Raw genomic sequence first — 23,923 nt, 5'->3', positions numbered from 1 at the left:
CATTGATGTTGGCTGACACACCGCTTTCGCGAGCAAGCCCGCTCCCACATTGGGGGATTGCGCTCCTTTAGCTATTCAACCTGCACGAGACACTCGATGTTATTCAACCAAGCCACCCGCCTGGCCAAGATCACCAGTCCCCTCGGACCTGAGGTGCTGTTGCTCAAGGACATGGGCGGCGGTGAAGAATTGGGGCGGCTGTTCAACTACGAGCTGCAGCTGCACTCGCTGGACAACGCCATCGACCTCAACAAGCTGCTCGGCAAGCCCATGTGCGTGAGCCTGCAGCTCGATGGCGGTGGTGAGCGCTATTTCCATGGCATCGTCGCCCGTTGCAGCCAGAACGTCGACCAGGGCCAGTTCGCCAGCTACCAGGCCACCTTGCGTCCATGGTTGTGGCTGTTGACCCGCACCTCCGATTGCCGGATTTTCCAGAACCTCACCATCCCGCAGATCATCAAGCAGGTGTTCCGCGACCTGGGCTTTTCCGATTTCGAAGACGCCCTGAGCCGGCCTTATCGCGAGTGGGAATACTGCGTGCAGTACCGCGAGACCAGCTTCGATTTCGTCAGCCGCTTGATGGAACAGGAAGGGATCTACTACTTCTTCCGCCATGAGCAGGGCCGCCATGTGCTGGTGCTGGCCGATGCCTATGGCGCCCACACCCAAGCGCCCGGCTACGGCTCGGTGCCGTACTACCCCAAAAATGAGCAGCAGCGCGAGCGCGATCATATTCATGATTGGCACTTGGCCCAGGAAGTCCAGCCCGGCTCCCTGGAACTCAACGACTACGATTTCCAGCGCCCGAGTGCGCACATTGATGTGCGTGCGGCCATGCCGCGTCCGCATACCGCTGGCGACTATCCGCTGTACGACTACCCCGGCACTTATGTGCAAAGCGCCGACGGCGAACACTACGCCCGCACCCGCATCGAAGCCTTGCAAACCCTGCATGAACAGGTCGAGCTGGCGGGCAACGCCCGGGGCCTGGGGTCGGGGCATCTGTTCAGCCTCACCGGCTTCAGCCGCCAGGACCAGAACCGCGAATACCTGATCGTCGGCGCCCGCTACTACATTTCCCAGGAAAGCGGCGAAACCGGCGGCGGCGCGCCTTCGGCGCAGTTCGAAAGCAGCCTCACCTGCCTCGACGCCCAGAAAAGTTATCGCCCGCTGGCGACTACCCACCGCCCCATCGTCAAAGGCCCGCAAACCGCGTTGGTGGTCGGCCCCAAGGGTGAGGAAATCTGGACCGATCAATTCGGCCGGGTGAAGGTGCATTTCTACTGGGACCGTCACGACCAATCCAACGAAAACAGCTCGTGCTGGATTCGGGTGTCGCAGGCTTGGGCCGGCAAGAATTGGGGCTCGGTGCAGATCCCGCGCATCGGCCAGGAAGTCATCGTCAGCTTCCTTGAAGGCGACCCGGACCGGCCGATCGTCACCGGTCGCGTGTACAACGCCGAACAAACCGTGCCTTATGCGTTGCCCGCCAATGCCACTCAGAGCGGCACCAAAAGCCGTTCGAGCAAGGGCGGCACGCCAGCGAATTTCAACGAAATCCGCATGGAAGACAAGAAAGGCGCCGAACAGCTGTACATCCACGCCGAGCGCAACCAGGACATCGTGGTCGAGGTGGACGAGAGCCATTCGGTGGGCCACGACCGCAACAAAAGCATCGGCCACAACGAAACCGCACGGATTGGCCAAGACCGACTGCGGGCGGTGCAGCGCAACGATGCCCTGGTCGTCGGCGGCACCAAGAGCGACAGCGTCGCGACCCAGTACCTCATGGAGGCGGGGTCGCAGATTCGACTGGTGTGCGGCAAAAGCGTGCTGGAGTTCAATGCCAGTGGCGAGATCAACATCTCGGGCACCGCGTTCAACATCTACGCCAGTGGCAATGGCAACATCGACACCGGCGGCCGTCTGGACCTCAACTCCGGCGGCGCCAGCGAAGTGGATGCCAAAGGCAAGGGCATCAAGGGTGTGATTGATGCGGCGGTAAAAGCGTTGTTCCCGACAAAGGCCAAACGCTGAGGTTCATGGCAGAACGCTGTTCACTCAAGAAAGCAGATGAACCCGTGGCGAGGGAGCTTGCTCCCGCTTGACCGGGCTGGCGCTCCAGTGCGAAGCGCTCACAAAAGGAGCTGCTGCGCAGCCCAGCGGGAGCAAGCTCCCTCGCCACGGGGTCTATCTACAGCCTCAAAGTGAGCAGCATTACAGCCTCAGCAGCCCTTTCGACGATCAGATGGCCGTGCCGCGATTCGTTCCCGGCGGGACAATCAACAACTCGTCCAGCTCGCGCTTTCTGCAACGCGCCACAAACGGCAGCGCGGCATCCGGGTCACGCCTGAACAGCTCAAAGGTTGCACGGTCGATTGCATAGTATTCCTCGTAATCGACCATGCCGTTGCTGACCGGTATGCAGACGTAGAATCGACCCGAGTCCAGTTCGGTCCCCACACAGAACCTATGTTCGCGGTGGACCAAGGCATCTTGAAATTTCACTCGTTCGTAAGCCGATATTGACCAGGCTGCGTCCACGCGACTCGCAAGTACTTGCCGCTCAGCAGTTGCTCGTCACGAAGATATTCGAACACTTCGCAGGGGCACCATTCCTTGCCCGCCGAAAAGGCCACGCCCAATGAACGGAGCTCATCGAATACCTTAGCCTTCTGCTTGTTATCCGCGACCTGAAAAACGTAGACATCTTTCTCTGCCGCATTCGAAAACCCGATAGCGCGCAGGGAAAAATCCAGCGCGCTATCCATGATTCGAACACCAATCGAGTCACCGTCGGCTCTTTCCACGTAGGCCTTCAACACACCATCAATCACTCAGAGATTGGCCGGCACAAAGTCAGGGCCGCCCAGCTTATCCCGGACAACCAGGGCGGTGCGCATCAGCGGCCCCCACAGACCGTTCTGGCTGTTCCAAGTACCGCCCGCCCACCGCGTGTCCTGGACGAGCTCCGCCTTGTTGAGCTCAAGCTGGCGCTGGAGGGCCAGCGCCACAGCCCCCATATCAACCTCGAACAGGTCGGCATAGAGCCCCTCGGGTTGTGCCTGCTTTTTGCTCAGGCAAAACCGGTAGTACCAGACCCACACCGCGGCGACATAAATCGCCCGATTACGATCAGGATAAGTCGCGAGAATCTTGAGCAAAGCCGCCACGAAGCGCCCAGGAAACTGGGGGTCGCGGGTCTGTTGCCAGTAACGCAGCACCAGCAAATCGAAAGCCGCGACGATGTTCTGCGGCTCTTCGTTATCGTTCTGGGCTTCCTGGAAATAGAACGGCTCGCCGACAAGGAATTTATCCAGCTCATCATTGGCCAGGGCCAACAGCAATACGTTATCTAAGGTGGCACTCATTGGATTCTCACTACATCCGGGTTCGCGAGCAGGAAATTGATGTCGTTATTGTGTGGGATGGCCACCTTATCCAATACCGCTTCACGCATACCGCCGGGATGGGTCAGGCCGCCAGGGCGCCATAACGGGTTCGCTCCGCGCTCGTTACCGGAGGGCATGACAACCTTGGGATTTTCCAGGTTCATCATGTAAATCTCCTTGCCGGTGAAGCTGCCCGGTTCATAACCCAAAGCGGTCTCCAGAATGGAAAGATCACCGGTTTTCTTAAACTCGGCGACCACACCGTGCAGGTCTGACTTGGCCATGACGTACTTAGTGTCGCTAAAGGTTCCATACATGGGGTTGGCAATGTCATCGGGGGTAAACAGAAACGCACCGCCCTCATCCTGAAAGACTTTGAGGTGCTTGTCGATATAGGAGGCCTCAAGGTAATCGGCAGGATTGGGCCGGCTTAACTTGGGTATCGCAGCGATATCCTCTGACGTGTAGCCCGGTTTGAAGCTCACCGAGCGCGGTTTGGGCGCCGTACCGATTTTTGCCATTTTCGGGCCCAGGCCCAAAAGCGCCATTCCCGCGACGCCCTGCAGCAGGTCCCGGTAACCCGGCCCCAAGCGATCCCCCAAATCCCCCAGCAACGCCATGCCAGCCATCATCGTGCCGCCGATCACCACAAAACCGACCAGAGCGGCAACGCCAGCCATGGCCGCGAGAATCGCCGCGCCCCCCATGGCCAATAATCCTAATGCTTCCAACCCGGTGTGCATCCAGCCTTCGATGTCCAAGACAAACGCCACCGACACCGTCGGCCCACCGATGAACGTATTCGGGCTACCGCTCTTGATGTGCGCACCGCAAACCATTTTGCTGTGCAAGCGCGCCGCCGGTTTGCCGTTGATGAAGACCGTGGCGCTGCCTTCGGCGATCAGCACCGGGAAGGGCCAGATCGGGTGGTTCATCGGCAACCCGGTGCAGGAATATGACGTGTCTTCGCCCGCCCGCATGGCATTGCGGTCGTTGATGTAGACGTTGAAGCTGCCCATTATCAACGCCCCCGTGGTGGGCTCGGGCAGGTTGAAAATGGTGGAGAGGCCCTTGACGATCTGGAACATCGACAAGCCGCCAGCCGCAATCGAGCCGGCCATGATCGCCAGGGCCACGCCACCCGTGGCGACAGTCGCGGCAACGACCGCGGCGCCGATCAAGGCACCGGCCACGGCGCCGGCGACCATCGCGGCCAACCCGAACCCGTGGGCTATTTCGTCACCCAGACGTGCTGCTGCCTGTGCATCCATTGCGCGCATCTACCTTACTGATTCGTATGACTGCTCAGTGGGACGTGTCGATGCTCAGACAATCGGCGGCTGTGGCTGGAACGAATGCATCGCCAGCTTCCAGGCCGGCTCGTGATAGGTGAAATCATTCGGTGTCGTGGTCAAGGTGGTGATCAGCACCGAGGGCTTACGCTCGATGAACACCTGGCGCAGCATCAGGTCGCGCCCCTCGCGTTGCCAGGTGTAATCCAGCAACGTGGTGGTGTGCCCCTGCAGCACCGTGTCCCAGCGCTGCACCAGCTTGAAGCCCGGCAGTTGCTGCTCCGCGCTTTTGAGTTGGCGGTCCACGTACTCGGCAAAAGGAGCGTCGCCCTGGCTGGCATCGCGGCTGATGACGAAACTGGCTTCTTTAGCAGGACCGACTGCCGGCAGCTTGAAAATATTGATGCTCTGGTCCTGCCAGGTATCGGGGATTTCGAGATCGGCTTCTTGAATGCGGTAAGAGGTCACAGTAATCGCTTTCCATGGACGTGAGGTGACGCGCGAAGGAGCAGATATTCAAGTAATGCCTGGTAACAATCAAGAACCGGGTTCCTCTGCCTCACGTAAGGCACTACATTATGCGATCAGCGTCACTACTCTAGCTATCAAGCGCCCCGTAGGAGCTGCCGAAGGCTGCGATCTTTTGATCTTTCGCTTTAGACTCAAGGGTCTGGGCAAAGATCGCAGCCTCGCGTTGCTCGACAGCTCCTACAGGAATGCAAGGCATCAACAAGGGATAATTGATGTTATTCAACCAAGCCTCACGCCTGGCCAAGGTCACCAGCCCCCTGGGACCTGAGGTGCTGTTGCTCAAAGACATGGGCGGTGGCGAAGAGCTGGGGCGGCTGTTCAACTACGAGTTGCAGTTGCACTCGCTGGACAATGCCATCGACCTCAACAAGCTGCTCGGCAAGCCCATGTGCGTGAGCCTGCAGCTCGATGGCGGTGGTGAGCGCTATTTCCATGGCATCGTCGCCCGTTGCAGCCAGAACGTCGACCAGGGCCAGTTCGCCAGTTATCAGGCCACGCTTCGGCCGTGGTTGTGGCTACTGACCCGCACCTCCGATTGCCGGATTTTCCAGAACCTCACTATTCCGCAGATCATCAAGCAGGTGTTCCGCGACCTGGGCTTTTCCGATTTCGAAGATGCCTTGAGCCGCCCCTATCGCGAGTGGGAATACTGCGTGCAGTATCGCGAGACCAGTTTCGACTTTGTCAGCCGCCTGATGGAGCAGGAAGGGATCTACTACTTCTTCCGCCATGAGCAGGGTCGGCATGTGTTGGTGCTGGCCGACGCCTATGGCGCGCATACCACGGCCCCCGGCTACGGTTCGGTGCCGTACTACCCGAAGAATGAGCAGCAGCGCGAGCGCGACCACATCCACGACTGGCACCTGGCCCAAGAAGTCCAGCCCGGTTCGCTGGAACTCAACGACTACGATTTCCAGCGCCCCAGCGCGCGCATCGACGTGCGCTCGGCCATGCCACGCCCACACACCGCCGGCGACTATCCGCTGTACGACTACCCCGGCACTTACGTGCAGAGCCAGGACGGCGAACACTACGCCCGCACCCGCATCGAAGCCTTGCAGAGCCTGCATGAACAGGTGGAATTGGCGGGTAACGCCCGGGGCCTGGGCTCGGGGCATCTGTTCAGCCTCACCGGCTTCAGCCGCCAGGACCAGAACCGCGAATACCTGATCGTCGGCGCTCGCTACTACCTCTCCCAGGAGAGCGGCGAAACCGGTGGTGGCGCGCCGACCGCGCAGTTCGAAAGCAGCCTGACCTGCATCGACGCCCAGCAGAGTTATCGTCCGCTGGCGACTACCCACCGCCCCATCGTCAAAGGCCCGCAAACCGCGTTGGTGGTCGGCCCCAAAGGTGAGGAAATCTGGACCGACCAATTCGGCCGGGTGAAGGTGCACTTCTACTGGGACCGTCACGACCAATCCAACGAAAACAGCTCGTGCTGGATTCGTGTGTCGCAATCCTGGGCCGGGAAAAACTGGGGCTCGATGCAGATCCCGCGCATCGGTCAGGAAGTGATCGTCAGTTTCCTTGAAGGGGATCCCGACAGGCCGATCATCACCGGTCGCGTGTACAACGCCGAACAGACCGTGCCCTACGACCTGCCCGATAACGCGACCCAGAGCGGCATGAAAAGCCGTTCGAGCAAGGGCGGCACGCCGGCGAACTTCAACGAAATCCGCATGGAAGACAAGAAAGGCGCCGAGCAGCTGTACATCCATGCCGAGCGCAACCAGGACATCGTGGTCGAGGTAGATGAAAGCCACTCGGTGGGCCATGACCGCAACAAGAGCATCGGCCACAACGAGACGGTGACCATCGGCAACAACCGCCTGCGCATCGTCAAGCAGGAAGACATCCTCTCGGTGGGCCAGCGCAAGACCGACAGCATCAGCCAGAGCTACGTCATCGAAGTGGGCGAGAACCTGCGCCTGGTGTGTGGTGAAAGCATCCTGGAGCTCAACGCCAGCGGCCAGATCAACCTGACCGGCGTGCAGATCAGCTTCTACGCCAGCGGCGATGCCGAGTTCAACACCGGCGGCGTGCTGCACCTGAACAACGGTGGCGGCCCCGGTGCCACGCCGGACGGCCAGGGCGTCAAGGGCAGCATCGACGCCAACATCAGCGCCGCGTTCCCCAAGGGCTAACTTCGAGATTTATGCGCCATGACTTACCGCCTCAATGAGTTCCAGCTCCAGCTGCCGCCCAGCGAATTGCTGGACGCGACAATCAACATCCTCAAGTTCCCCGAACTGGGCACGTCCTTGATCGTCAGCCGCAGCTTGCTGGCCGAGGGCGAGACCCTGCAAAGCAATCTCGACGACCAGCTCAAGCGCCTGGAAAAACAGGTCCAGCAACTGCGCTGCCAACCGGGCGCCAGCCTGCGCGTGGGCGCCAACCAGGAGGTCGAAGCCATCGAATTGCGCAGCCAGTTCAACAAGGGCAATGAAAAGGTCTTCCAATATCAGCTCGCACTGGTACTGCCCGGCACCCGCAAGATGCTTGCCCTGAGCTACGTGAAAGCCGAGAAACTGGGCGATGCCGAAGCGGCGCATTGGGCGACGATCAAGGGCTCGCTGGTGTTCGACATCCCGGCCTGACGACCATCCCTGCTCGCGATTGCGGTGGGTCAGCTATATGAGTGCCGGATGTACCGACGCCTTCGCGAGCAAGCCCGCTCCCACAGGGGATTAGCGGCGGCCAGGGAATTCGAACTCACCCCGGATCAAATGTGGGAGCGGGCTTGCTCGCGAAAGCAGTGGGTCAGACGCTGATGAGGTTGACTGATCGGGCCCCATCGCGAGCAGGCTCGCTCCCACAGGGGATTGACGGTGGTTGGGAAGTTGAAGATAGAACAAAAAGCACCCGCTCTGGAATCGCCTCAAACCGAAGCGGATCAAGCGCCTGAAAATGGCATTAACGAGCATGCCGTAACCCACAAGGACAACAGGCGCAATGGAAGGCATCAAATTGCTTGAACACACTGTCATCAGCCACCTGAGCGACCTGCATGTCTGACGCGCTCTGGGCCGCCCGCCTGGGCGATGCACTCAACCACACCTCGATGATGGCCGACATCCTTGGCGGCGTACTGGAGGTGGCGGCGAACATCGCGATCACCGCCCTGGCGACCGCCGCCGTGGTCGCGGCCACCGGTATCACCGTGGTCACCGGCGGCCTGGGCTGCTTCGTCCTGGGCCTGGTGGTGGGCACCATCGTCGGCCTGGCCATGAGCAAGACCGGGGCCGACAAAGGCCTGAGCAATATATGCGAGGGCATCGGCAACGCCCTCTTTCCGCCCACGGTGCAGGCCAACATCCTCACCGGCTCCAAGGACACCCTCACCAATAATATCCCCGCGGCCCGCGCCGCCGGGGCGATTGAATCCCATGTCGCCCCGGCCGGCACCGAGCTTGAAGCCCCCGAGCCTGAAGAAGAGCCCAGCTACCTGGACATGGCCGGGAATTTCTTCTCGCAAATGTGGCGCCCCACCGTCGCAACACCCGCCCCCGGCGCCGTGCCCAAGCCGGAAGACCTGGTGATCTGCACCAAGCATCCACCGATGCCGCCGCAGTTCATGGCCGAAGGTTCGGACAAGGTCACCATCAACGGCCAGCCCGCCGTGCGCAGCGGCGACCGCAGCACCTGCGACGCGACCGTGGTGTCGGCCGGGCTGATTTCGCCCAACGTGACCATTGGCGGCGGTTCGGTGGTGGTGCGCGAGATCCGCAGCGGCAAGACCCCGGGCGTAGGCCTGGCGGTCACCGCGCTGCTGATGCTCAAGGGCAGCAAGGGCAAATTCTTCAGCAAACTGCCGTGCATGCTGGTGGGCGGCGCGGTGTCCATGGCCGCCAGCAGCGCGGCGAACGCGGCCGCCAACGCCGCCGTGGGTTCGTCGAACCCGGTGCATGCCGCCACAGGCGCCAAAGTATTGGGCGGTGACGAGGAACTGGATTTCGCCTTGCCCGGCATCCTGCCGATTGACTGGCAACGCGTCTACAACAGCCGCGACGAACGCCGCGACAGCCTGTTCGGTACCGGCTGGAGCGTGGCCTACGAAGTCCAAGTGCAAATCCAGCCCCACCCCGAGGGCGGCGAAACCCTGGTCTACACCGACGAACAAGGCCGGCCCATCGACATGGGCTCCATCCCGTTGGGCGGCGCGGTGTTCAGCGCCGGCGAAGGCCTGGCCGTGCGCCGCCATGTGAACGGGCAATTGCTGATCGAAAGCGACGACGGCCTGTACCGTTTGTTCGAACCTTCGCCCGCCAACCCATCACACCTGCGCCTGAGCCAGCTGGGTGATCGCAACGACAACCGCATCCACCTCGACTACGACGACGCCGGACGCCTGGTGCGGCTGCGCGACACCTTCGACCTGGTGCAAGTCGAGCTGATCCGCGCAGGCGAACGCGTCACCCACATCGAGCGCCTCTACCCCGACCAATCGCGGGAAGTGCTGGTCAGCTACGCCTACGACGCGGCGAACACCCTCGCCGAAGTGCGCGACGCCACCGGCCAGGTGCAACGGCGCTTCAGCTACGACGCCGGGCAACGGATGGTCGAGCACCAGTTGCCCAGCGGCCTGCACTGCTTCTACGAATGGGCCCTGATCGACGACCAGGAATGGCGCGTGGTCCGGCACTGGACCGACGAAGGCGACGCCTACCAGTTCGACTATGACCTCAAGGCCGGCATCACCCGCATCAGCGACAGCCTGCAACGCGTCAGCACCCGGCACTGGAACAGCCAGCACCAGATCACCCAGTTCACTGACAACCTCGGCCAGACCTGGTTGTTCGAATGGAACGATGAGCGCCAGTTGCTCAGCGCCACCGGTCCACAGGGCGGCCAGTACACATTCAGCTACGACGAAGCCGGCAACCTGCTCAGCGAAACCGACCCGTTGGGCCGTAGCGGTTCGACGTTATGGCTCGAACACTGGGCCCTGCCGCTGGTGGACACCGACGCCGCCGGCCACAGCTGGAAATACCGCTACGATCAACGCGGCAACTGCACCGCGGAAACCGACCCGCTGGGCCACATCACCCGCTACCGCTACGACACCCATGGCCAAGTCGTGGAGATCATCGACGCCACCGGCAAAAGCAAAAAGCTGCGCTGGAACCCGTTCGGCCAATTGGTGGAACACGTCGATTGCTCGGGTTACCCGACGCGCTTCAGCTACGACGCGCGCGGTTACCTGCAAACCATCACCGACGCCCTCGGCGAGCGCACCCAATTCCGCTACGACGCCCAGGGGCGTCTGCTCAGCAGCCAATTGCCGGACGGCCGCACCGAACACTACCAGCGCGACACCGCCGGCCAACTCACCGGCTACACCGACCCGGCCGGGCACACCACGCGCTACCAACACAACCGCCGTGGCCAGGTCCGCCAACGCACCGACGCCCAAGGCCGGCAGGTGCAGTTCGCCTACGACAGCTTCGGCCGGCTGCAAGCGCTGACCAACGAGAATGGCGAGAGCTACCGGTTTGCCTGGGATATCGGGGATCGGTTGATCGAGCAGCAGGACCTGGACGGCAGCGCCAAGCGCTACGACTACGACCGCCTCGACAACGTCGCGGCAGTGACGGCGATGCCCGCGCCCTACGGCACCGGCCTGGCGCTCGTTCCCGAAGCCCCACCGCCCCCCACCGTCCATCGCCTGGAACGCGACGCCGTGGGCCGGCTGATCGCCAAAGTCACCGACGATGGCCGTACCGAATACAGCTACGACCCGCTGGACCAACTCACCGCCGTCACCTTCACCGACCTGCAGGGCAACGCCCAGACCCTGAGCTTCGCCTACGATGCCACCGGCCAGTTGCTCGCCGAAAACAGCGCCGCCGGCAGCCTGCAACACCACTACGACGAACTCGGCAACCTGATCCAGACCCAACTGCCCGATGGCCGCTGGGTCAACCGCCTGTACTACGGCAGCGGCCACCTGCACCAGATCAACCTCGACGGCCAGGTCATCAGCGACTTCGAACGCGACCGCCTGCACCGCGAAGTGCTGCGCACCCAAGGGCAGATCAACACCCGCAGCGAATACGACCGCAGCGGTCGCCTGCGCGCACGGCAACGCCGTCACAGTAGCCAACCCTCGCTGCTGCCGGCGGCGGTGCAAAAACACTTCGAGTACGACCCCGCCGACAACCTCATCGGCAAACTCGACCAGCAACCCGCCGCGCAACAGCGCCAGCTCCTGCACTACGACGCCACCGGCCGCATCATCGCCAGCCAGGACAGCCTGCACGGCCAGCGCGAGACCTTCACCTACGACGCCGCCGCCAACCTGCTGGACGGCCCAGCGCCCGGCGCCGGATTGGTGGTGCACAACAAACTGCTGACCTACCAGGACAAGCGCTACCGCTACGACGCCTTCGGCCGGATGATCGAAAAACGCAGCGCCAAACGCGGCGTGCAGCACTTTGCCTACGACGCTGAAAGCCGCTTGATCGAGGTGCGCAACGACGACGGCAGCGTGGTCAAAATGGCCTACGACCCGCTGGGCCGGCGCATCGCCAAGGCCGAGCACGACAACAATGGTTACCCGCTGGGCGAAACCCGCTTCACCTGGGACGGTCTGCGCCTGTTGCAGGAACATCGTCACCAGCAAACCAGCCTGTACCTCTACGAAGACGACGGCTACGAACCCCTGGCCCGCGTCGACGGCAGCGGCCCGCTGCAAAAGATCCGCTACTACCACAACGACCTCAACGGCCTGCCGGAACAACTCACCGAAGCCGACGGGCACAATGTTTGGCAGGCTACGTATCGGGTTTGGGGCAATACGCTGGAAGAGGTGCGCGAGCCGTACTACATCGAAGAGCAGAATTTGCGGTTCCAGGGGCAGTACCTGGATCGGGAAACGGGGCTGCATTTCAATACGTTCAGGTTTTATGATCCGGATGTGGGGCGGTTTACTACGCCGGATCCGATTGGGTTGGCGGGAGGATTTAACTTTTATCAATATTCGCCGAACCCCATCGGATGGACCGATCCTTTAGGTTTGGAAACATGCCGTCTGTCCAAGGCGGATAAAAACGCCATGGGGCCAAAACCCTCGGCTGCTGTCATGGACAGAGCCCACCGCCATCACATCGTGCGTGAGAAGGCACCCAAGAACTGGTCCGACAGCAATCGCCGGTATGTCGCCCATTCCCAGGCGATCCTGAAAAAATTTGGCATTGGCTTGAACGACAGCCCTCACAATTTCGTATGGGCACCCAACGGCAGCGGGAACCACACCATTGCCAGCGCCCGAAAAGTCTCTCAAACGCTCGCAGAGGCGCGAAAAGGTGGCAAGAGCAAAGTGATTGAAGCGCTGAACGCGATGGGTGAAAAAATGAAAAACGGTGAATTTTTAGATGACTAGCCTGGAAAAAACATACGGAACAAACGCCTCTCTAATACGGGACCTTTATGCGCGGATAGAGGCGGGAGACGTCGAATTCCTGCGTACTCAACTGAACAGTCATCCCGAGCTGCTTGCACCACCCCGTTATGACTTAGTGAGTTATCCAGGCCTTTTGCACCATGCGGCCGAAAAGAATCAGGTCGCAGTGTGCGCCTTGCTAGTTGTCTTAGGCATGGACCTTGACCAACCTACCGTAGGCTCCGGCAACACGACCGCACTTGCATTGGCGGCAAAAAACGGTCATCTGGAAACCGTACGCTGGCTTCTTGAGGCAGGTGCTGACGTCAATGGTTCACCCCTGTCAGTCACGACCCCATTGATCACCGCTGTTACTTTTGGGCAGAAAGAAACCGTTGAACTGCTGCTCACATATCACCCAGACGTTAACAGGCTACACGCCAAGCTCAATCGCACCGCCCTTGATCTGGCCCAGAGCTGGAACTTCCCTCACATTTACGAATGCCTGAAGGCACACGGCGCCGTCTCTGCCCTCGAAACAGCGACTGACGAAGAAGACCTGCCAGGGTACGGGATTGTCGATTTCGTGAGCAGTACGGCAGGCTGGGTATTACCTAAGGCATTGACCCCTCAACCTGACGCTGCGGATGTGAGCTTCAGAGTCAGCTGCATCGCCAACAAAACCGACTTCAAGATTTTATTCACCGTGGGTCTTTTTGTGGCAAAGGCACGCACGGAGCTGTTCATTTGCCTTCCAGGAAACTGGCGGCTACCCAAACAAGGTTTTACCCGCGACAGCCAATGGATGTTCCCTCAAGCGTTACTGATGGTGTTGGCGGAAAAAACGTTGGGCGGTGCACCGCTGGAGGAAGGCCGGATCATTTCAAAAATAGATAAAGACTTCGCCCAGCTCAGCTGGCCGAGCGATACCGACGCGCTGTTGGTCGTGGACAAAATTTGGAACACCACCGAAGAACCCGTGGATGAACACCATGAGGACTCGGTAAAGCTCTACGTTCTGGTTCCCTTCAAGCTACCGAAGAAAGGGCTACCTGAGGGCGACGCTTTAGCCTCGCTCTTGGAGAAAAAACGAAAGGCGAGCTGGAAAAGTATCGCGTTGACTTCACCGCTACAGAGTTAACGCGTAGAGGATGAATCTGGAGGGATCGGAGATGTAACGTGCTGCCGCCATCGCGAGCTCGCTCCCACAGGGATTGATGGTGGCGCCCGGTCAGTGATCTCTCGGGATGAACGACACTCTCTCGGTCCGAAAGGATCACCACGCCACACCGCCCCGGCATCCAGTCATTGTCGACAAGCCGCCAAAGGCTCGCTCCCGACAGATAGAGATAGGACCCCGGTGATTTTATTGGCCCGGCAGAAAAGCCGTAACAGGAACGTCTATGAAAGGCTTGGCAGATGAAAGCCCGACGCTGGCAGACGAAATAATGCGCATCATGGCGTCGGGTAATGAGCTCGATGAGCAAAACAAAAAAAATGAAGCTCAAGCCCTGTACCAAAAAGCTTGGGAATTGCTTCCTGAACCGAAGCTGGAATGGACACCTTTGTCAGCCTGGGTCACAGGTTCTTTTTTCAACCTGCATTTTGACAATGGGGATTTCGAGGCTGCTAAAGACTGGGCACAAAAGACCTTGGATGGCCGGGAATCGGATATCGATACAGGGCCGCTGATTAACCTGGGAATGGTCTATTTTGAGCTGGGAGACCACGCGCAGGCTTATAGGTACTTTGATGACGCCTACAGCTTCGGCAAAGCTCGAGCCTTTCAAGAAAGACCCAAAAAATATCTGAAGTTTTACTTGGAAAAAAAGACCTGACCAAAGCATGGCTCTAGAGCCCTCGGTTTCTAGCCCGGACAAGCTTTGACATTTATATGCCGATCGAGCCAACGGATGAGCATGAAGTGATTGCCCCACGAGACTCGCTCAGGTCTACGTCATGAGTGTGGAAATTCGCAAGCACCTGGAAGCGGAGTTACTGGCGGCGCTGAAGCAAACAACGTCCCCCCACCTTGACCTGAAGGCCAGCAAAAATAAACTTGACCTGCTCGCTGCCAAGGAAAAGCTTGGGGAAATCTACGTTCAACACTTGACCAAGGCCGACGGTTATTACGCGGGGTTGGAGATCTATACGTGCGAGGCCTTTAGCTTCTGTAAAGAGCAATCTCCGCCCTACGAGAGCCGGCTGCTGAATTCATCATTTTTGTCGAAGAGCTCCTTGTCGGAGGAAGCAAAACAGTTCGGTGACGAGCTGGGCGGCATCATCAGAACTCCGTCCCCTCAAGCCATCAGCGCAACCGTCAAAAAAATAACCGAACGGCTCGAGAAATTTTACCTGCCCAAGGCAGAGCACAGCGTTCTTGGCTCCCCCGTATTAATCGATGACGTGTTGGCCGAGCCGGATAACTATGCGTTTCCATTCCTGACGATTGTCTTTGCAGCGCACAAAAACAATCTGAGCCTGGATTCGGATGTGCTCAAGAAAGCCCTGGCGACTAAATCAATATTTGGGAACAAGCCGTTCGATCTGGCGCTTGCGAACAAATTACTAGGCGCAGGTTAAGCGCAAATTCCCGTGGCGAGGGAGCTTGCTCCCGCTGGGCGGCGAAGCCGCCCCAAAAGGAACGTCATATTGAAGACTTGGCGAAAGGTCAGAACACTTCAATAGCTGAAAAAAGGAGCATCCAAATGCGGTTGGCCCTCGAAGAATCCGAACGCACCCTCTCTGTGCAAGAACTGAATGAGCTCCAAGAAAAATTCAATGTGGAATTACCGACAGCCTTTAGGCAATTTTATCTAAAGCACAACGGCGGCGATTTGTCTGAGAGCAGTAGCGAGAATGATTTCTTGCTGGGTGGGTTCACTCCGATCAAATACGGACAAGCCCCTATCGAAACGGTCTATCGCGACTTGACGGACGACGCTCCGTCACTAAAACAAATGATCCCCTTTGCGTACGATCACGGTGGCAATTCCTTCCTCTTATCCGTTAAGGAAGCTGACTTCGGGAATATTTACCTGTACTTGATGGATGAAGAGGATCTGGCGTTCGTATGCGAATCATTTGAAGAATTCCTCGCTGAACTCACAGGCCAATAGAGCCATGTGTCATCGCTGGACAGGCTTACCATGCTGCCTGGAAATAACCTACCCACGAGCCTGTGAAGCGATTGCCTCACGAGGCTCGCTCAGGTCTACGTATGAGTATTGGATTTCAAGAGGACGTTACGAATCCAGAGTCATCAAAAAAGTGCCGGCCGGCCCAGGTGCTCGTTGGAAAATCGAGCATTGGGAGCGAAGAAACGCGAATCGACGCAGGCAGGAACTAGACCCAGCGAGGCATTCAAGACCATGATCTTAAAAGAAATTTACCTATACCCCGACCTGGGCGAATTCAGCGACGAAATTATTCATCCGTTTCGCGACCAAAGCCGATCGATCTGCAATTTTCTTGAGCGCAGCCTGAGTGCAGAAAAATTCGAAACGCCCAACTTCAAGAAAATCTGCTTTGTCGGCACCCGCCAAGCCGTCAATGAGCCCTATGTAAACTCCAGTGGCGCGCTCATCGTCAATGTCGGCCTGGATACCGAACTGTATAAAAAATGCACATCGGCCAACGAGCTCAATGAGTTTTTTATACAACTGTTGCTGGAAGGCCTGGAAAAATGCCGCCCACACATTGCCTTGCCCCTTGATCTGCTGAAAAACTCAATGGATGAGTTCCGCCGCAACCACTATAAAAACGAGTGGACCTTCAAGCAGAAAAAAATAAAAGGGTCTGACTATGTCTGCGCCCTGGAGTGCCAGTTAACCATCGACTGCTTCCTCATGAACCTTAAGGTCTTGAGGAAAGACACACCGGTACTCGACAAAGAAATTCTGCGGACCGCACCCGACGAAATAGCGTTCGGTCCGTACCTCAAAGACCTCAAGGAAGAAGGCGGCAGAATAAAAGTCATCGACAAGTCGGGCGTGGCCTTCTACACCACCACGGTTTCTAGCCTGGACAAGCTTTGACATTTATATGCCGATCGCGGGGTTGGCCGACGGCATTGTTCAAGGAAGGTGGTACCCGGCCGGCGCCAGCGTCAAGTACATCGATTCTAGCGACAATCGGGGGGCCGGCTCGAGCATCGGCAATGTCCTGTCCGACCTGCCCAATGGGACCAGAGTTAAAATCGAGGTTTACTGATGAAAAACACCGCTCAATCTGTGGATCTATTGATATCTCATAGCCAAATCCAATTCCGCTCACGACCCTTCGACGAAACCTCGAGCCAGTGGGGCAAGATTAATCTGGAGCAAGGCGCAATAATTCATAGCGACTATGTTGTATTCGACCCCCTACCTGAAGACGCTTTCGGTGCGAACGTCCATCTGAAACTGGAAGACAGCTTCAACCTCGACCCCACCGCCCAGCGCTGCATCGTCGTGTCCTTCCATATCACCGATCCCAGCCACGTGGAAATCGCCTCTGCAGCGGAAAAATTCAAGGTCGAACTTGATTTAGAGAAACGCGACTACGCGTTGCACTTCGAGGTATGCGAGGGCGAAGAGATTTTCTACAAAATCACGCTGGTCCCATCGGACAGCCGGGTGCCTGCAAGATATCTGCTGGATGATCCTTGGGGCGGAGAAAAAGACAAGGCATTGCTCGAGGGGTTTCATTAACGAATCGTCTCTCCCGCAGCATGGGCTAGCCGATCCAGTCGGTACGCCCATTTCCCATTCTTGCTTAACGTGCTTTCACGCGATCCTGGCAATGGAATATGTGATGAAGCGACAAAAAGCGCGATACATACGGCCCAGCCAGAGGACAGCGATGCTGGAGAATAAATTTCTAGATCATGAAACAGCCATTACCTCAACGGACCTGGATCATCTGGAGTCCGTCATCGGCAAGAGGCTACCGGCTCCCTTTCGAAACCATTACCTCAAGTACAACGGCGGCATGCCGGAACGAGCTTATTGGGTCAGCGAAGACTTTTTCGATCCCATCGAAGTGGCTACCTTCAAGCCGATTGCTCACGGTGAATCCACGGTGCTATCCACCTACCAGTTGATGCTGAAAAAACAGGTACTGCCTGCGCACCTCTTGCCTTTCGCAAACGACTGGGGCGGCAATTTCTTTTGCCTGAACCTTGATACCGAAGCCGTTAGCTATTTCACGACTGATAGCTTTGATAGCGACCTCAGCCCTGAAGAGAATCAGGCTCAATCCGAAAAGCTGGTCTGCTCGAATTTCCTCCGTTTCGTTCAAGGGCTGATCGATGAGGAAGATTTGGACGAGGAATAAATCAGCGGACGCCACAGGATTTGCTCCGAAACGCAAATCCCGTGGCGAGGGAGCTTGCTCCCGTTGGGCGGCGAAGCCGCCTCAAAAAAAGGCCGGCGCATTCCTACAGAAAACTGCTGCGTCACCGAGCCGGAGCAAGCTCCCTCGTCACGGTCGGCATACATCTTGAAGTCAGGTATGTATGTGCTGCCGCCTTCGTAAACGGCACGTTAATGTACGGTGGAATTTAAATGATTGATTTTGCAGCCGACATAAAATCCAAGCATTCAATTGCGAACATCTTATTGCAAGACAATATCTCGACCTACATGCATGAGCTCTATGAGCATCATAAAATCGAGATAAAGAGCTACACGCTACCTGACGGCGAAACAAGAACAGCGTACGTAATCGATAGCACGCTCACCCTCTCGACCCTTCCTGACGGAACAATTTTCTCAATAGGTTGTAACGCGCGCTACAAAGGGCTTTACCAAAATACGCTTTCCACAGGAATGCCTTTTGACCAGATAAAAAAGCTGACCGAACGCCAGCGCATATTTAATGGCGTCATAATCCTCAACGAGGATTTCGGTCTCTGCTATGCCCTACCAGCGCCTTATGACGAGATAGCTGACAGCATCGAAAACATACCGCCGACGCTAACGTTGGATGAAATTTACGTATCCGACTTTTCTTCCTGGCTTCATAAATCGCAATAAAACAAATCATCAACTATCCGTCTGAATGCCAGCTAGAAAGAAGCACAACCTACACACCACAACAAGCACAAGGCCAAATACAGCAACGAACATCTACCCCGCAATACGAAACGGCAGGCTTAAAGCAATGGATGTACTCGAACTTCTCTCATACAAGCTTGAAAATTTCCTGAACGTCCGGCCGTATCCGAAGGCGTTGGGTGCTGTTTTTTACGAAGAAGACGAGCCTGCCCTGCTGTCCGTCGTCGCGAGAAAACACAATGGCGCGCCCTTCAGCGTTAGCCGCTGGCAGGATTTGTTTTCCACCAGCGCTTTCGAAAAAGCCATGTTGAAGAACGGCTTCACGGAACCAGACTGCTACGCCCTCCTCCTGGTCCTGTCGCGTTTTGGCTATCTGCTTGAAATCGACAACCGGCAACGAACCAACAAGGATTACTTTATTTTCTTCTACCTGATCCAGCTGATCAGCTTGAAGAACAGCGCCCTGGATGCGGATGCGCGCCTTCGGAACTACATGCTCAGGTTCCTCCTCTTCGAATTGAGCATTGATGACGAGGCGTATCGTCGGTTCAGCATCGAGGGCAATCAGCTGATGATGGCGACCGATGGGCTGGGGCCGGTGGCTTTTCTGGATGTGATTGATCTGGTCTACAAAGCGATCAAGGCCGACAGCAGGAAAGAGCATGAACTGCTCAGCACGTTGAAAACGTTTCAAACAAGCACAGTCAGTTTACTCACCGAACCCGACGATACCCAGTACCGCTTCGCGATCAATGATCGCCACAGCGAGCTTATGTACCCCGACGTTTTTTTGCCCACTTATGCTCAGGACAGGCAAAAAATATTTGATGCATTGATCGATGCGGTCAATCCGCTTCAGTCAACGGAGAACCTATTCGTCTCCAACATGGTTGTGATGAATTACGCCTTTCACGTCCTGAGAGACAAGCCGCGCGAAATTCTGAAATTGAAAAAGTACGTCCGTGATGAGGCGCTGTTCGGTCAATTGCTGGAGGTGATCATCATGCGTCGGATGGCGGTCAATAAAGCGCTGTTCGAAAAAATCCCCACGGGTCACGATCTGTCTTTGATCGAGGATGGGCAAGCCTCGTTCTACAACATCTTGTACAGCCAGTAGATACCTAACGATGCATTGCGCTCGTGTCTGGCGCTTGCGAATAAATGACCAGGCGCAGGTTTAGCGCAAATCCCCCGTGGCCAGAGATTGCGCCCGCTGGGCTGTGCAGCAACCCTCTGCTTGCTGAAAAAATCCATCCTGGATAAGCCTCTCGAAATTCTTTTGCCCGGCGCGGTCGCAGACATCGATTCCATGAGCTATGCCAAAGTGCCACCATCGCCAAGCAAAGGGAGCTATGCGCCATGAAGGGGACCTTATTAGCTTTCATCATTATGTCTATCGCCGGATGCGCCAACCTGAACAGTATCTATCGGACATTTGATATTTCTCGTGGGGAAAGCACCATGAGCGATATTCGACAGAGAGCCATACTGGTAGCCCCCAATGAGACCATAACCAAAAAATACGACACGACCGGAAAGTACGTGCGGGAAGAGCAGATAAAGAAAGAGACGGTTGTGTGTGCAGAACCGAGCCCCGACGCAATGGCCTCCCTTGCTTATGAGTTGGCGGCAAAAGGGGGGTATCCAGGTAAGGCAAGCGGTGAATTGGCTTTCGCCATGCAGGACGGGGCGGCATTCACCGGCATACGCACGCAAAGCATTCAGTTGCTACGTGATTTCGGTTATCGCCTGTGTGAGAGCTACCTGTCTGGCGCCATAAGCGCCGCTCAATATGACCTCCTCATGAGGCGCTTTCAAAAAAACACAGTCGCCCTCTTGGCGATTGAACAGCTGACCGGAACGGTCAAAGCTCCTCCGATAGCCCTCACGACAAGTGGGCGAGCTGAAGCGACAAAATCACTTTCCGAACAAAGAGCCGAAAGAGAGAAGGTCAGCGATAGAATTTCTGCCCTGGAAGCAGAGAAGACGGCCGTAGACAAAAAAATCAGTGATGCAAAAAAAGCGGACCCCAAGGCTGATACGTCGGAAATGGATCAAACCGCATCGGACTTGGCGGAAAAAATTAAAAATCTGAAAGACGATAGAACAGTTATCGACAGCGCAATAGCCGAAACAAAAAGCGTACTGGTCGATGGCGAAACCAAGGTACGCATAGAAACCACGGGCATGGGCAGCCAACGATCAGATGCCCACATAAAACAAGTAGCAAAAACAGTCGAAGGCATTGTTAATAACATTGTGCTTTCCGATGATGAACAGCAACTGTGCATGTCTGCTCTCTTATTGTCAGACCCGAACGACGGTCAGATAAAATTCTCGACTTGGTGCATCGAGGTATTGAATACCAAAGCTAAAGCCCGAGAGTATTTGCTGAGCGATGCAAAGTCAAAGCTGGAACAAGCACAGGCAGTTTTACAAAGTGGAGCCAGCGCGAAAAAAAAAGAAGAAGCAGCAAAGCAAGCTGAGACCCAGTTGAAAAGGATTGACAGCATTGAGAGCGGCACAAAGCTATATAGCGAAACCATAGAGTTGATAACACATTAAAAAATTGCGCACCTGTCGATATTTACCGGTGCACATGGATAGACAAAGGACAGGGGTACAAAACGAGGCGTTGGGGACCGAACTCTCTCGACGCTTTTTATTGATCACACTTAACTATTTCAGAAAACGTGAATTTATTGCCGGCGAACGAGTGCTGGATAACGTCGCCCCACGCTAGCATCCAAGGGCAAAAGAAAAAGGCATATCAATTCAATTGATATGCCTTTTCTATTCCCATCTCCTCTCCGCCAAGGGCTATCCGCAGTAGCTCGACTTGAGCAGTCAAAAAGGGGGGCTGACGACTTAAGAAAAAATCCGCATAATTGGCTCAAATCAAGACTCTCTTGGCGCACCGAAAAAAATCTATGCCAAGGGCAGAGAATAAGAATTTTCTACATAAACACTGTTGGATGCGCGTGGATTAAAGGAGTCGTAAAAGACATCGAGGATACAGTCAGAATAAATCTGAAGTCAGTTTCGCGATATCCCGACTGACATAACCTCTTTCCATTTTGTCCAATGACGAATCTTCCTCTCACCACAGATATCAGTCGACCAAAAGCGGTTGCTCTTTCGTGATCGTTTCCACAGCTATTTGACCTCTGCGAAGGGCAGCAAAATGCAAGTTTCATGTAGCTGTAATCGATTTTTTTTAATCAGGCCGAAGCCCTGTTTCATAGTGCCGGAAAGATTAATAAGAACAATCAAGGTTGCTCAGGAGCTATGCCGTCTTCAAAAAATCGCTCTGCTTGTTCCGCTAGGGCGACATCGTTAACTAACTCGTCGCAGCGTCCAAATCTTCTGAAAAATCGATTTAGGTTGCAAATATAGATTGTGTATCCGCCCTTGTCGGAACATTCAACATAAAGCCGATTGAATTTCGCGATATGATTATCGTACGAGTCAAAATGAGGGTGAACGATCCTATACAGAGCAGAGTTTCTTGGGTAGTTAACTCTGTTCGCCGTCAGCACTGGATTTACTAAAGACTCTCTATTCGACTTGAATTCATTGCAGTCGGGACAAATCACACATAAGTTTTCAGGTTCAAACATGAAGTGCAGATGTTGGGATTTTGGGACAATGTGTTCAACTGGTGCTCCTGCTGCCGAATGGGCCGAAACCGATCCCAAGCAATAGACACATACGAGCCTTTGAACATTTCGATAATGCTCTCGAATCTCACGGCGTACTGGCTGAAGATCTTCATCACCCCAGTTGGCGTGCGAAAAGTTAGCAGTTGCCTTTTTCTGCTCTATGAGTACTAGCGAAGCGTCGCTAAGGACTATTGGGTTATCGATTATCGGCATAGCTTTCACACAGCATAGAAACGGATCGAATCAACTCTTTAACAGGGTCATTCTCATCAAGTTGCTGGTCAAATTTTTGCAACCGAATTAACTCTGCCAATGAATCCGAATCAAATTTCTTGCTATGCTTTACCTTCGCAAGCAAATTAAAAGCCAACCTTGAAATGTATTCATTCATAATGCCTGGGGCATCGAATAGCTCTGCCAGTTGAAAGTCAGCCGACTTTTCGTGAAACTCCTCAGCATCGTACAGTTCTCTTCTCGATAGGGATGCGATATAGCAGCCTTTACCACTTAACCGGGCGATGACTTGCGGTGAGTGCGTAGCAATAATAAACTGACATTTATAATAACCCGAAAAAGATGACATAAGTAAAGTCATAAACTCCTCCTGCCAACGTGGATGCAGGCTAATCTCAGGTTCATCAATTAAAACTACAGATCCATTTGTGATATGGCCTGCAATTCCCAGAATGAGTACCAGTAGGCATTGCTCACCCGAGCTCGCCTTCTTCAAAGAAAGCTTTCCAAACCCCTTTTTATTAAGTATCAAGTCCATAAGCCTTATTAAGCCGACATCCATCAAAACAATAATTGCACGAATTATTGTGCTGTCAGCCGTGTATTCACCAAGTGATAACCGTGACTCTGAGAAATTTGCTCTTAACTCTATTGCTCGCCGCTGCGTGAGAATTTCGTTGATTTTAACCATTGAACTAAGAACTTCTAAGCGTCTTCCTAGAGGCAAACCCTCAAGTAGGTCGAAATACCGTTCGTCCACCTGAATACCGTGTTCACGGTCCAGACTTCTTAATTCGATTGCTAGACTGCTACCTTCTACTCTTGATATTTGATATTCATCGCGGCCGACTCGTAGGTATCCGGGCTTTAATACGAAGTCAGCTACAGGTAAGAAATCTAATGCTTCGAATACTGCGTTTAGGTCTCGGGTTCCATTATCGTCAGATAGTTTTTCCAGAAGACCTTTAGCAGCCGATGAAATTAGTGAAACTGAAGATGAGGATTGATAAATTCCTTCACTTCGCATTCCGACATATCTATAGCTTGCTGGAGCCTGACCGGAGCGCCTACGTTGAGTGGGAAATTTGTCAAAAGGGCTTGTAGAAGCAGCAATTATTTTTGCCAGACTATTCATACCAACTTTAGCCAGTTCGGCGAGAAGCCTACTTTTACCAATGCCGTTCTTTCCAACAATTACAGTGAAACAATTATTCACGCCTTCAGGTAAAACTTCAGGTGTAAGCTGCACATGTGCGCCATCAAAATCCAAACTTACCAATCTTGTTGTCATTTTAGTCAACACCTGTCGTATGTTTTTCGTCTTGGCACGACATAGGGAAATCACCAATATAAGCCAAATCTCTTCGTTGGCCCGTCCATTTCCATAGGGGAT

General features: G+C 55.6%; 21 protein-coding genes. 14 read left to right on the top strand and 7 right to left on the bottom strand.

Annotated elements, in window-relative coordinates:
• Nucleotides 1-96: 96 nt before the first annotated feature.
• Nucleotides 97-2,037 carry a type VI secretion system tip protein VgrG gene (locus CFII68_RS05710; protein WP_018611740.1) on the top strand — a complete coding sequence of 647 codons (1,941 nt, stop codon included), beginning with the start codon at nucleotides 97-99 and terminating at the stop codon, nucleotides 2,035-2,037.
• Between the two features lie 207 nt (nucleotides 2,038-2,244).
• Here CFII68_RS05710 and CFII68_RS05715 read toward each other — a convergent pair whose 3' ends face one another.
• The 5 genes from CFII68_RS05715 to CFII68_RS05735 all read right to left on the bottom strand — a co-directional run bounded on the left by CFII68_RS05715 (nucleotide 2,245) and on the right by CFII68_RS05735 (nucleotide 5,152).
• On the bottom strand, nucleotides 2,245-2,508 hold the full coding sequence (locus CFII68_RS05715) for a hypothetical protein (RefSeq protein WP_018611737.1): 264 nt from the start codon (nucleotides 2,506-2,508) through the stop codon (nucleotides 2,245-2,247).
• Nucleotides 2,505-2,771 (bottom strand): hypothetical protein, encoded by a 267-nt coding sequence (locus CFII68_RS05720; RefSeq protein WP_256211739.1) that lies wholly within the window; start codon nucleotides 2,769-2,771, stop codon nucleotides 2,505-2,507. The genes CFII68_RS05715 and CFII68_RS05720 overlap by 4 nt, the downstream gene beginning before the upstream one ends.
• A gap of 66 nt (nucleotides 2,772-2,837) precedes the next feature.
• Nucleotides 2,838-3,371, bottom strand: a complete 534-nt coding sequence (locus tag CFII68_RS05725; protein WP_018611734.1) for a hypothetical protein — start codon at nucleotides 3,369-3,371, stop codon at nucleotides 2,838-2,840.
• Nucleotides 3,368-4,663, bottom strand: a complete 1,296-nt coding sequence (locus tag CFII68_RS05730; RefSeq protein ID WP_018611732.1) for a PAAR domain-containing protein — start codon at nucleotides 4,661-4,663, stop codon at nucleotides 3,368-3,370. Before CFII68_RS05730 ends, CFII68_RS05725 begins: the two co-directional genes overlap by 4 nt.
• Before the next feature lie 54 nt (nucleotides 4,664-4,717).
• On the bottom strand, nucleotides 4,718-5,152 hold the full coding sequence (locus CFII68_RS05735) for a DUF1795 domain-containing protein (RefSeq protein WP_018611730.1): 435 nt from the start codon (nucleotides 5,150-5,152) through the stop codon (nucleotides 4,718-4,720).
• A 275-nt stretch (nucleotides 5,153-5,427) separates the two neighbouring features.
• Between CFII68_RS05735 and CFII68_RS05740 the strand changes: the two genes are divergently transcribed.
• The 13 genes from CFII68_RS05740 (at nucleotide 5,428) to CFII68_RS26335 (ending at nucleotide 21,199) form a co-directional block, all read left to right on the top strand.
• The gene (locus CFII68_RS05740) at nucleotides 5,428-7,359 is read left to right on the top strand and encodes a type VI secretion system Vgr family protein (RefSeq protein ID WP_018611728.1); all 1,932 of its coding nucleotides are present in this window, start codon (nucleotides 5,428-5,430) and stop codon (nucleotides 7,357-7,359) included.
• A gap of 18 nt (nucleotides 7,360-7,377) precedes the next feature.
• Nucleotides 7,378-7,812 carry a DcrB-related protein gene (locus tag CFII68_RS05745; protein ID WP_018611726.1) on the top strand — a complete coding sequence of 145 codons (435 nt, stop codon included), beginning with the start codon at nucleotides 7,378-7,380 and terminating at the stop codon, nucleotides 7,810-7,812.
• Nucleotides 7,813-8,222: 410 nt separating this feature from the next.
• Nucleotides 8,223-12,596 (top strand): RHS repeat-associated core domain-containing protein, encoded by a 4,374-nt coding sequence (locus CFII68_RS05750; RefSeq protein WP_018611724.1) that lies wholly within the window; start codon nucleotides 8,223-8,225, stop codon nucleotides 12,594-12,596.
• Nucleotides 12,589-13,737: an ankyrin repeat domain-containing protein gene (locus tag CFII68_RS05755; protein ID WP_018611722.1), complete on the top strand. Its 1,149-nt coding sequence runs from the start codon at nucleotides 12,589-12,591 to the stop codon at nucleotides 13,735-13,737. Before CFII68_RS05750 ends, CFII68_RS05755 begins: the two co-directional genes overlap by 8 nt.
• 262 nt (nucleotides 13,738-13,999) lie before the next feature.
• Entirely contained in the window at nucleotides 14,000-14,434 is a 435-nt protein-coding gene (locus CFII68_RS05760) for a tetratricopeptide repeat protein (protein WP_018611720.1), read from the top strand.
• 121 nt (nucleotides 14,435-14,555) lie between these two features.
• A complete protein-coding gene (locus tag CFII68_RS05765; RefSeq protein WP_018611718.1) occupies nucleotides 14,556-15,179 on the top strand; it encodes a hypothetical protein in 624 nt (207 codons plus the stop codon).
• A gap of 125 nt (nucleotides 15,180-15,304) precedes the next feature.
• Nucleotides 15,305-15,715, top strand: a complete 411-nt coding sequence (locus tag CFII68_RS05770) for an SMI1/KNR4 family protein (protein WP_018611716.1) — start codon at nucleotides 15,305-15,307, stop codon at nucleotides 15,713-15,715.
• 252 nt (nucleotides 15,716-15,967) lie between these two features.
• A complete protein-coding gene (locus tag CFII68_RS05775) occupies nucleotides 15,968-16,633 on the top strand; it encodes a hypothetical protein (protein WP_033062839.1) in 666 nt (221 codons plus the stop codon).
• A 174-nt stretch (nucleotides 16,634-16,807) separates the two neighbouring features.
• A complete protein-coding gene (comJ, locus tag CFII68_RS05780) occupies nucleotides 16,808-17,287 on the top strand; it encodes a competence protein ComJ (protein WP_018611710.1) in 480 nt (159 codons plus the stop codon).
• 103 nt (nucleotides 17,288-17,390) lie between these two features.
• The gene (locus CFII68_RS05785; protein WP_018611708.1) at nucleotides 17,391-17,912 is read left to right on the top strand and encodes an SMI1/KNR4 family protein; all 522 of its coding nucleotides are present in this window, start codon (nucleotides 17,391-17,393) and stop codon (nucleotides 17,910-17,912) included.
• Between the two features lie 230 nt (nucleotides 17,913-18,142).
• Nucleotides 18,143-18,613, top strand: a complete 471-nt coding sequence (locus tag CFII68_RS05790) for a hypothetical protein (RefSeq protein ID WP_018611707.1) — start codon at nucleotides 18,143-18,145, stop codon at nucleotides 18,611-18,613.
• 127 nt (nucleotides 18,614-18,740) lie between these two features.
• A complete protein-coding gene (locus CFII68_RS05795) occupies nucleotides 18,741-19,751 on the top strand; it encodes a hypothetical protein (RefSeq protein WP_018611705.1) in 1,011 nt (336 codons plus the stop codon).
• Nucleotides 19,752-19,993: 242 nt separating this feature from the next.
• Nucleotides 19,994-21,199, top strand: coding sequence for a hypothetical protein (locus CFII68_RS26335; RefSeq protein ID WP_018611703.1), 1,206 nt, complete (start codon nucleotides 19,994-19,996; stop codon nucleotides 21,197-21,199).
• A gap of 704 nt (nucleotides 21,200-21,903) precedes the next feature.
• Here the strand turns inward: CFII68_RS26335 and CFII68_RS27135 are convergent.
• Both CFII68_RS27135 and CFII68_RS05800 read right to left on the bottom strand, forming a co-directional pair.
• Complete coding sequence (locus CFII68_RS27135) at nucleotides 21,904-22,509, bottom strand: HNH endonuclease (protein WP_018611701.1); 606 nt, start codon at nucleotides 22,507-22,509, stop codon at nucleotides 21,904-21,906.
• Nucleotides 22,493-23,821, bottom strand: a complete 1,329-nt coding sequence (locus CFII68_RS05800; RefSeq protein WP_256211737.1) for an AAA family ATPase — start codon at nucleotides 23,819-23,821, stop codon at nucleotides 22,493-22,495. Before CFII68_RS05800 ends, CFII68_RS27135 begins: the two co-directional genes overlap by 17 nt.
• Nucleotides 23,822-23,923: the final 102 nt, after the last annotated feature.

It is taken from the genome of Pseudomonas sp. CFII68, assembly GCF_000416195.1.
GTDB classification, from domain to species: Bacteria; Pseudomonadota; Gammaproteobacteria; order Pseudomonadales; family Pseudomonadaceae; genus Aquipseudomonas; species Aquipseudomonas kilonensis.
Note: the sequence above shows the minus strand (reverse complement) of the source record. Positions and strands in the feature narration are given on the sequence as shown.

Excerpts from the sequence above, each read along its gene's own strand:
- CFII68_RS05765 (WP_018611718.1), top strand. The coding sequence starts at position 14,556 with ATGAGTGTGGAAATTCGCAAGCACCTGGAAGCGGAGTTACTGGCGGCG.
- CFII68_RS05720 (WP_256211739.1), bottom strand. The coding sequence starts at position 2,771 with ATGGATAGCGCGCTGGATTTTTCCCTGCGCGCTATCGGGTTTTCGAAT.
- CFII68_RS05710 (WP_018611740.1), top strand. The coding sequence starts at position 97 with ATGTTATTCAACCAAGCCACCCGCCTGGCCAAGATCACCAGTCCCCTC.
- CFII68_RS05740 (WP_018611728.1), top strand. The coding sequence starts at position 5,428 with ATGTTATTCAACCAAGCCTCACGCCTGGCCAAGGTCACCAGCCCCCTG.
- CFII68_RS05795 (WP_018611705.1), top strand. The coding sequence starts at position 18,741 with ATGGATGTACTCGAACTTCTCTCATACAAGCTTGAAAATTTCCTGAAC.
- CFII68_RS05755 (WP_018611722.1), top strand. The coding sequence starts at position 12,589 with ATGACTAGCCTGGAAAAAACATACGGAACAAACGCCTCTCTAATACGG.
- CFII68_RS05790 (WP_018611707.1), top strand. The coding sequence starts at position 18,143 with ATGATTGATTTTGCAGCCGACATAAAATCCAAGCATTCAATTGCGAAC.
- CFII68_RS05760 (WP_018611720.1), top strand. The coding sequence starts at position 14,000 with ATGAAAGGCTTGGCAGATGAAAGCCCGACGCTGGCAGACGAAATAATG.
- CFII68_RS05775 (WP_033062839.1), top strand. The coding sequence starts at position 15,968 with ATGATCTTAAAAGAAATTTACCTATACCCCGACCTGGGCGAATTCAGC.
- CFII68_RS05730 (WP_018611732.1), bottom strand. The coding sequence starts at position 4,663 with ATGGATGCACAGGCAGCAGCACGTCTGGGTGACGAAATAGCCCACGGG.
- CFII68_RS05750 (WP_018611724.1), top strand. The coding sequence starts at position 8,223 with ATGTCTGACGCGCTCTGGGCCGCCCGCCTGGGCGATGCACTCAACCAC.
- comJ (WP_018611710.1), top strand. The coding sequence starts at position 16,808 with ATGAAAAACACCGCTCAATCTGTGGATCTATTGATATCTCATAGCCAA.
- CFII68_RS05725 (WP_018611734.1), bottom strand. The coding sequence starts at position 3,371 with ATGAGTGCCACCTTAGATAACGTATTGCTGTTGGCCCTGGCCAATGAT.
- CFII68_RS05745 (WP_018611726.1), top strand. The coding sequence starts at position 7,378 with ATGACTTACCGCCTCAATGAGTTCCAGCTCCAGCTGCCGCCCAGCGAA.
- CFII68_RS05800 (WP_256211737.1), bottom strand. The coding sequence starts at position 23,821 with ATGACAACAAGATTGGTAAGTTTGGATTTTGATGGCGCACATGTGCAG.
- CFII68_RS05785 (WP_018611708.1), top strand. The coding sequence starts at position 17,391 with ATGAAGCGACAAAAAGCGCGATACATACGGCCCAGCCAGAGGACAGCG.
- CFII68_RS26335 (WP_018611703.1), top strand. The coding sequence starts at position 19,994 with ATGAAGGGGACCTTATTAGCTTTCATCATTATGTCTATCGCCGGATGC.
- CFII68_RS27135 (WP_018611701.1), bottom strand. The coding sequence starts at position 22,509 with ATGCCGATAATCGATAACCCAATAGTCCTTAGCGACGCTTCGCTAGTA.
- CFII68_RS05770 (WP_018611716.1), top strand. The coding sequence starts at position 15,305 with ATGCGGTTGGCCCTCGAAGAATCCGAACGCACCCTCTCTGTGCAAGAA.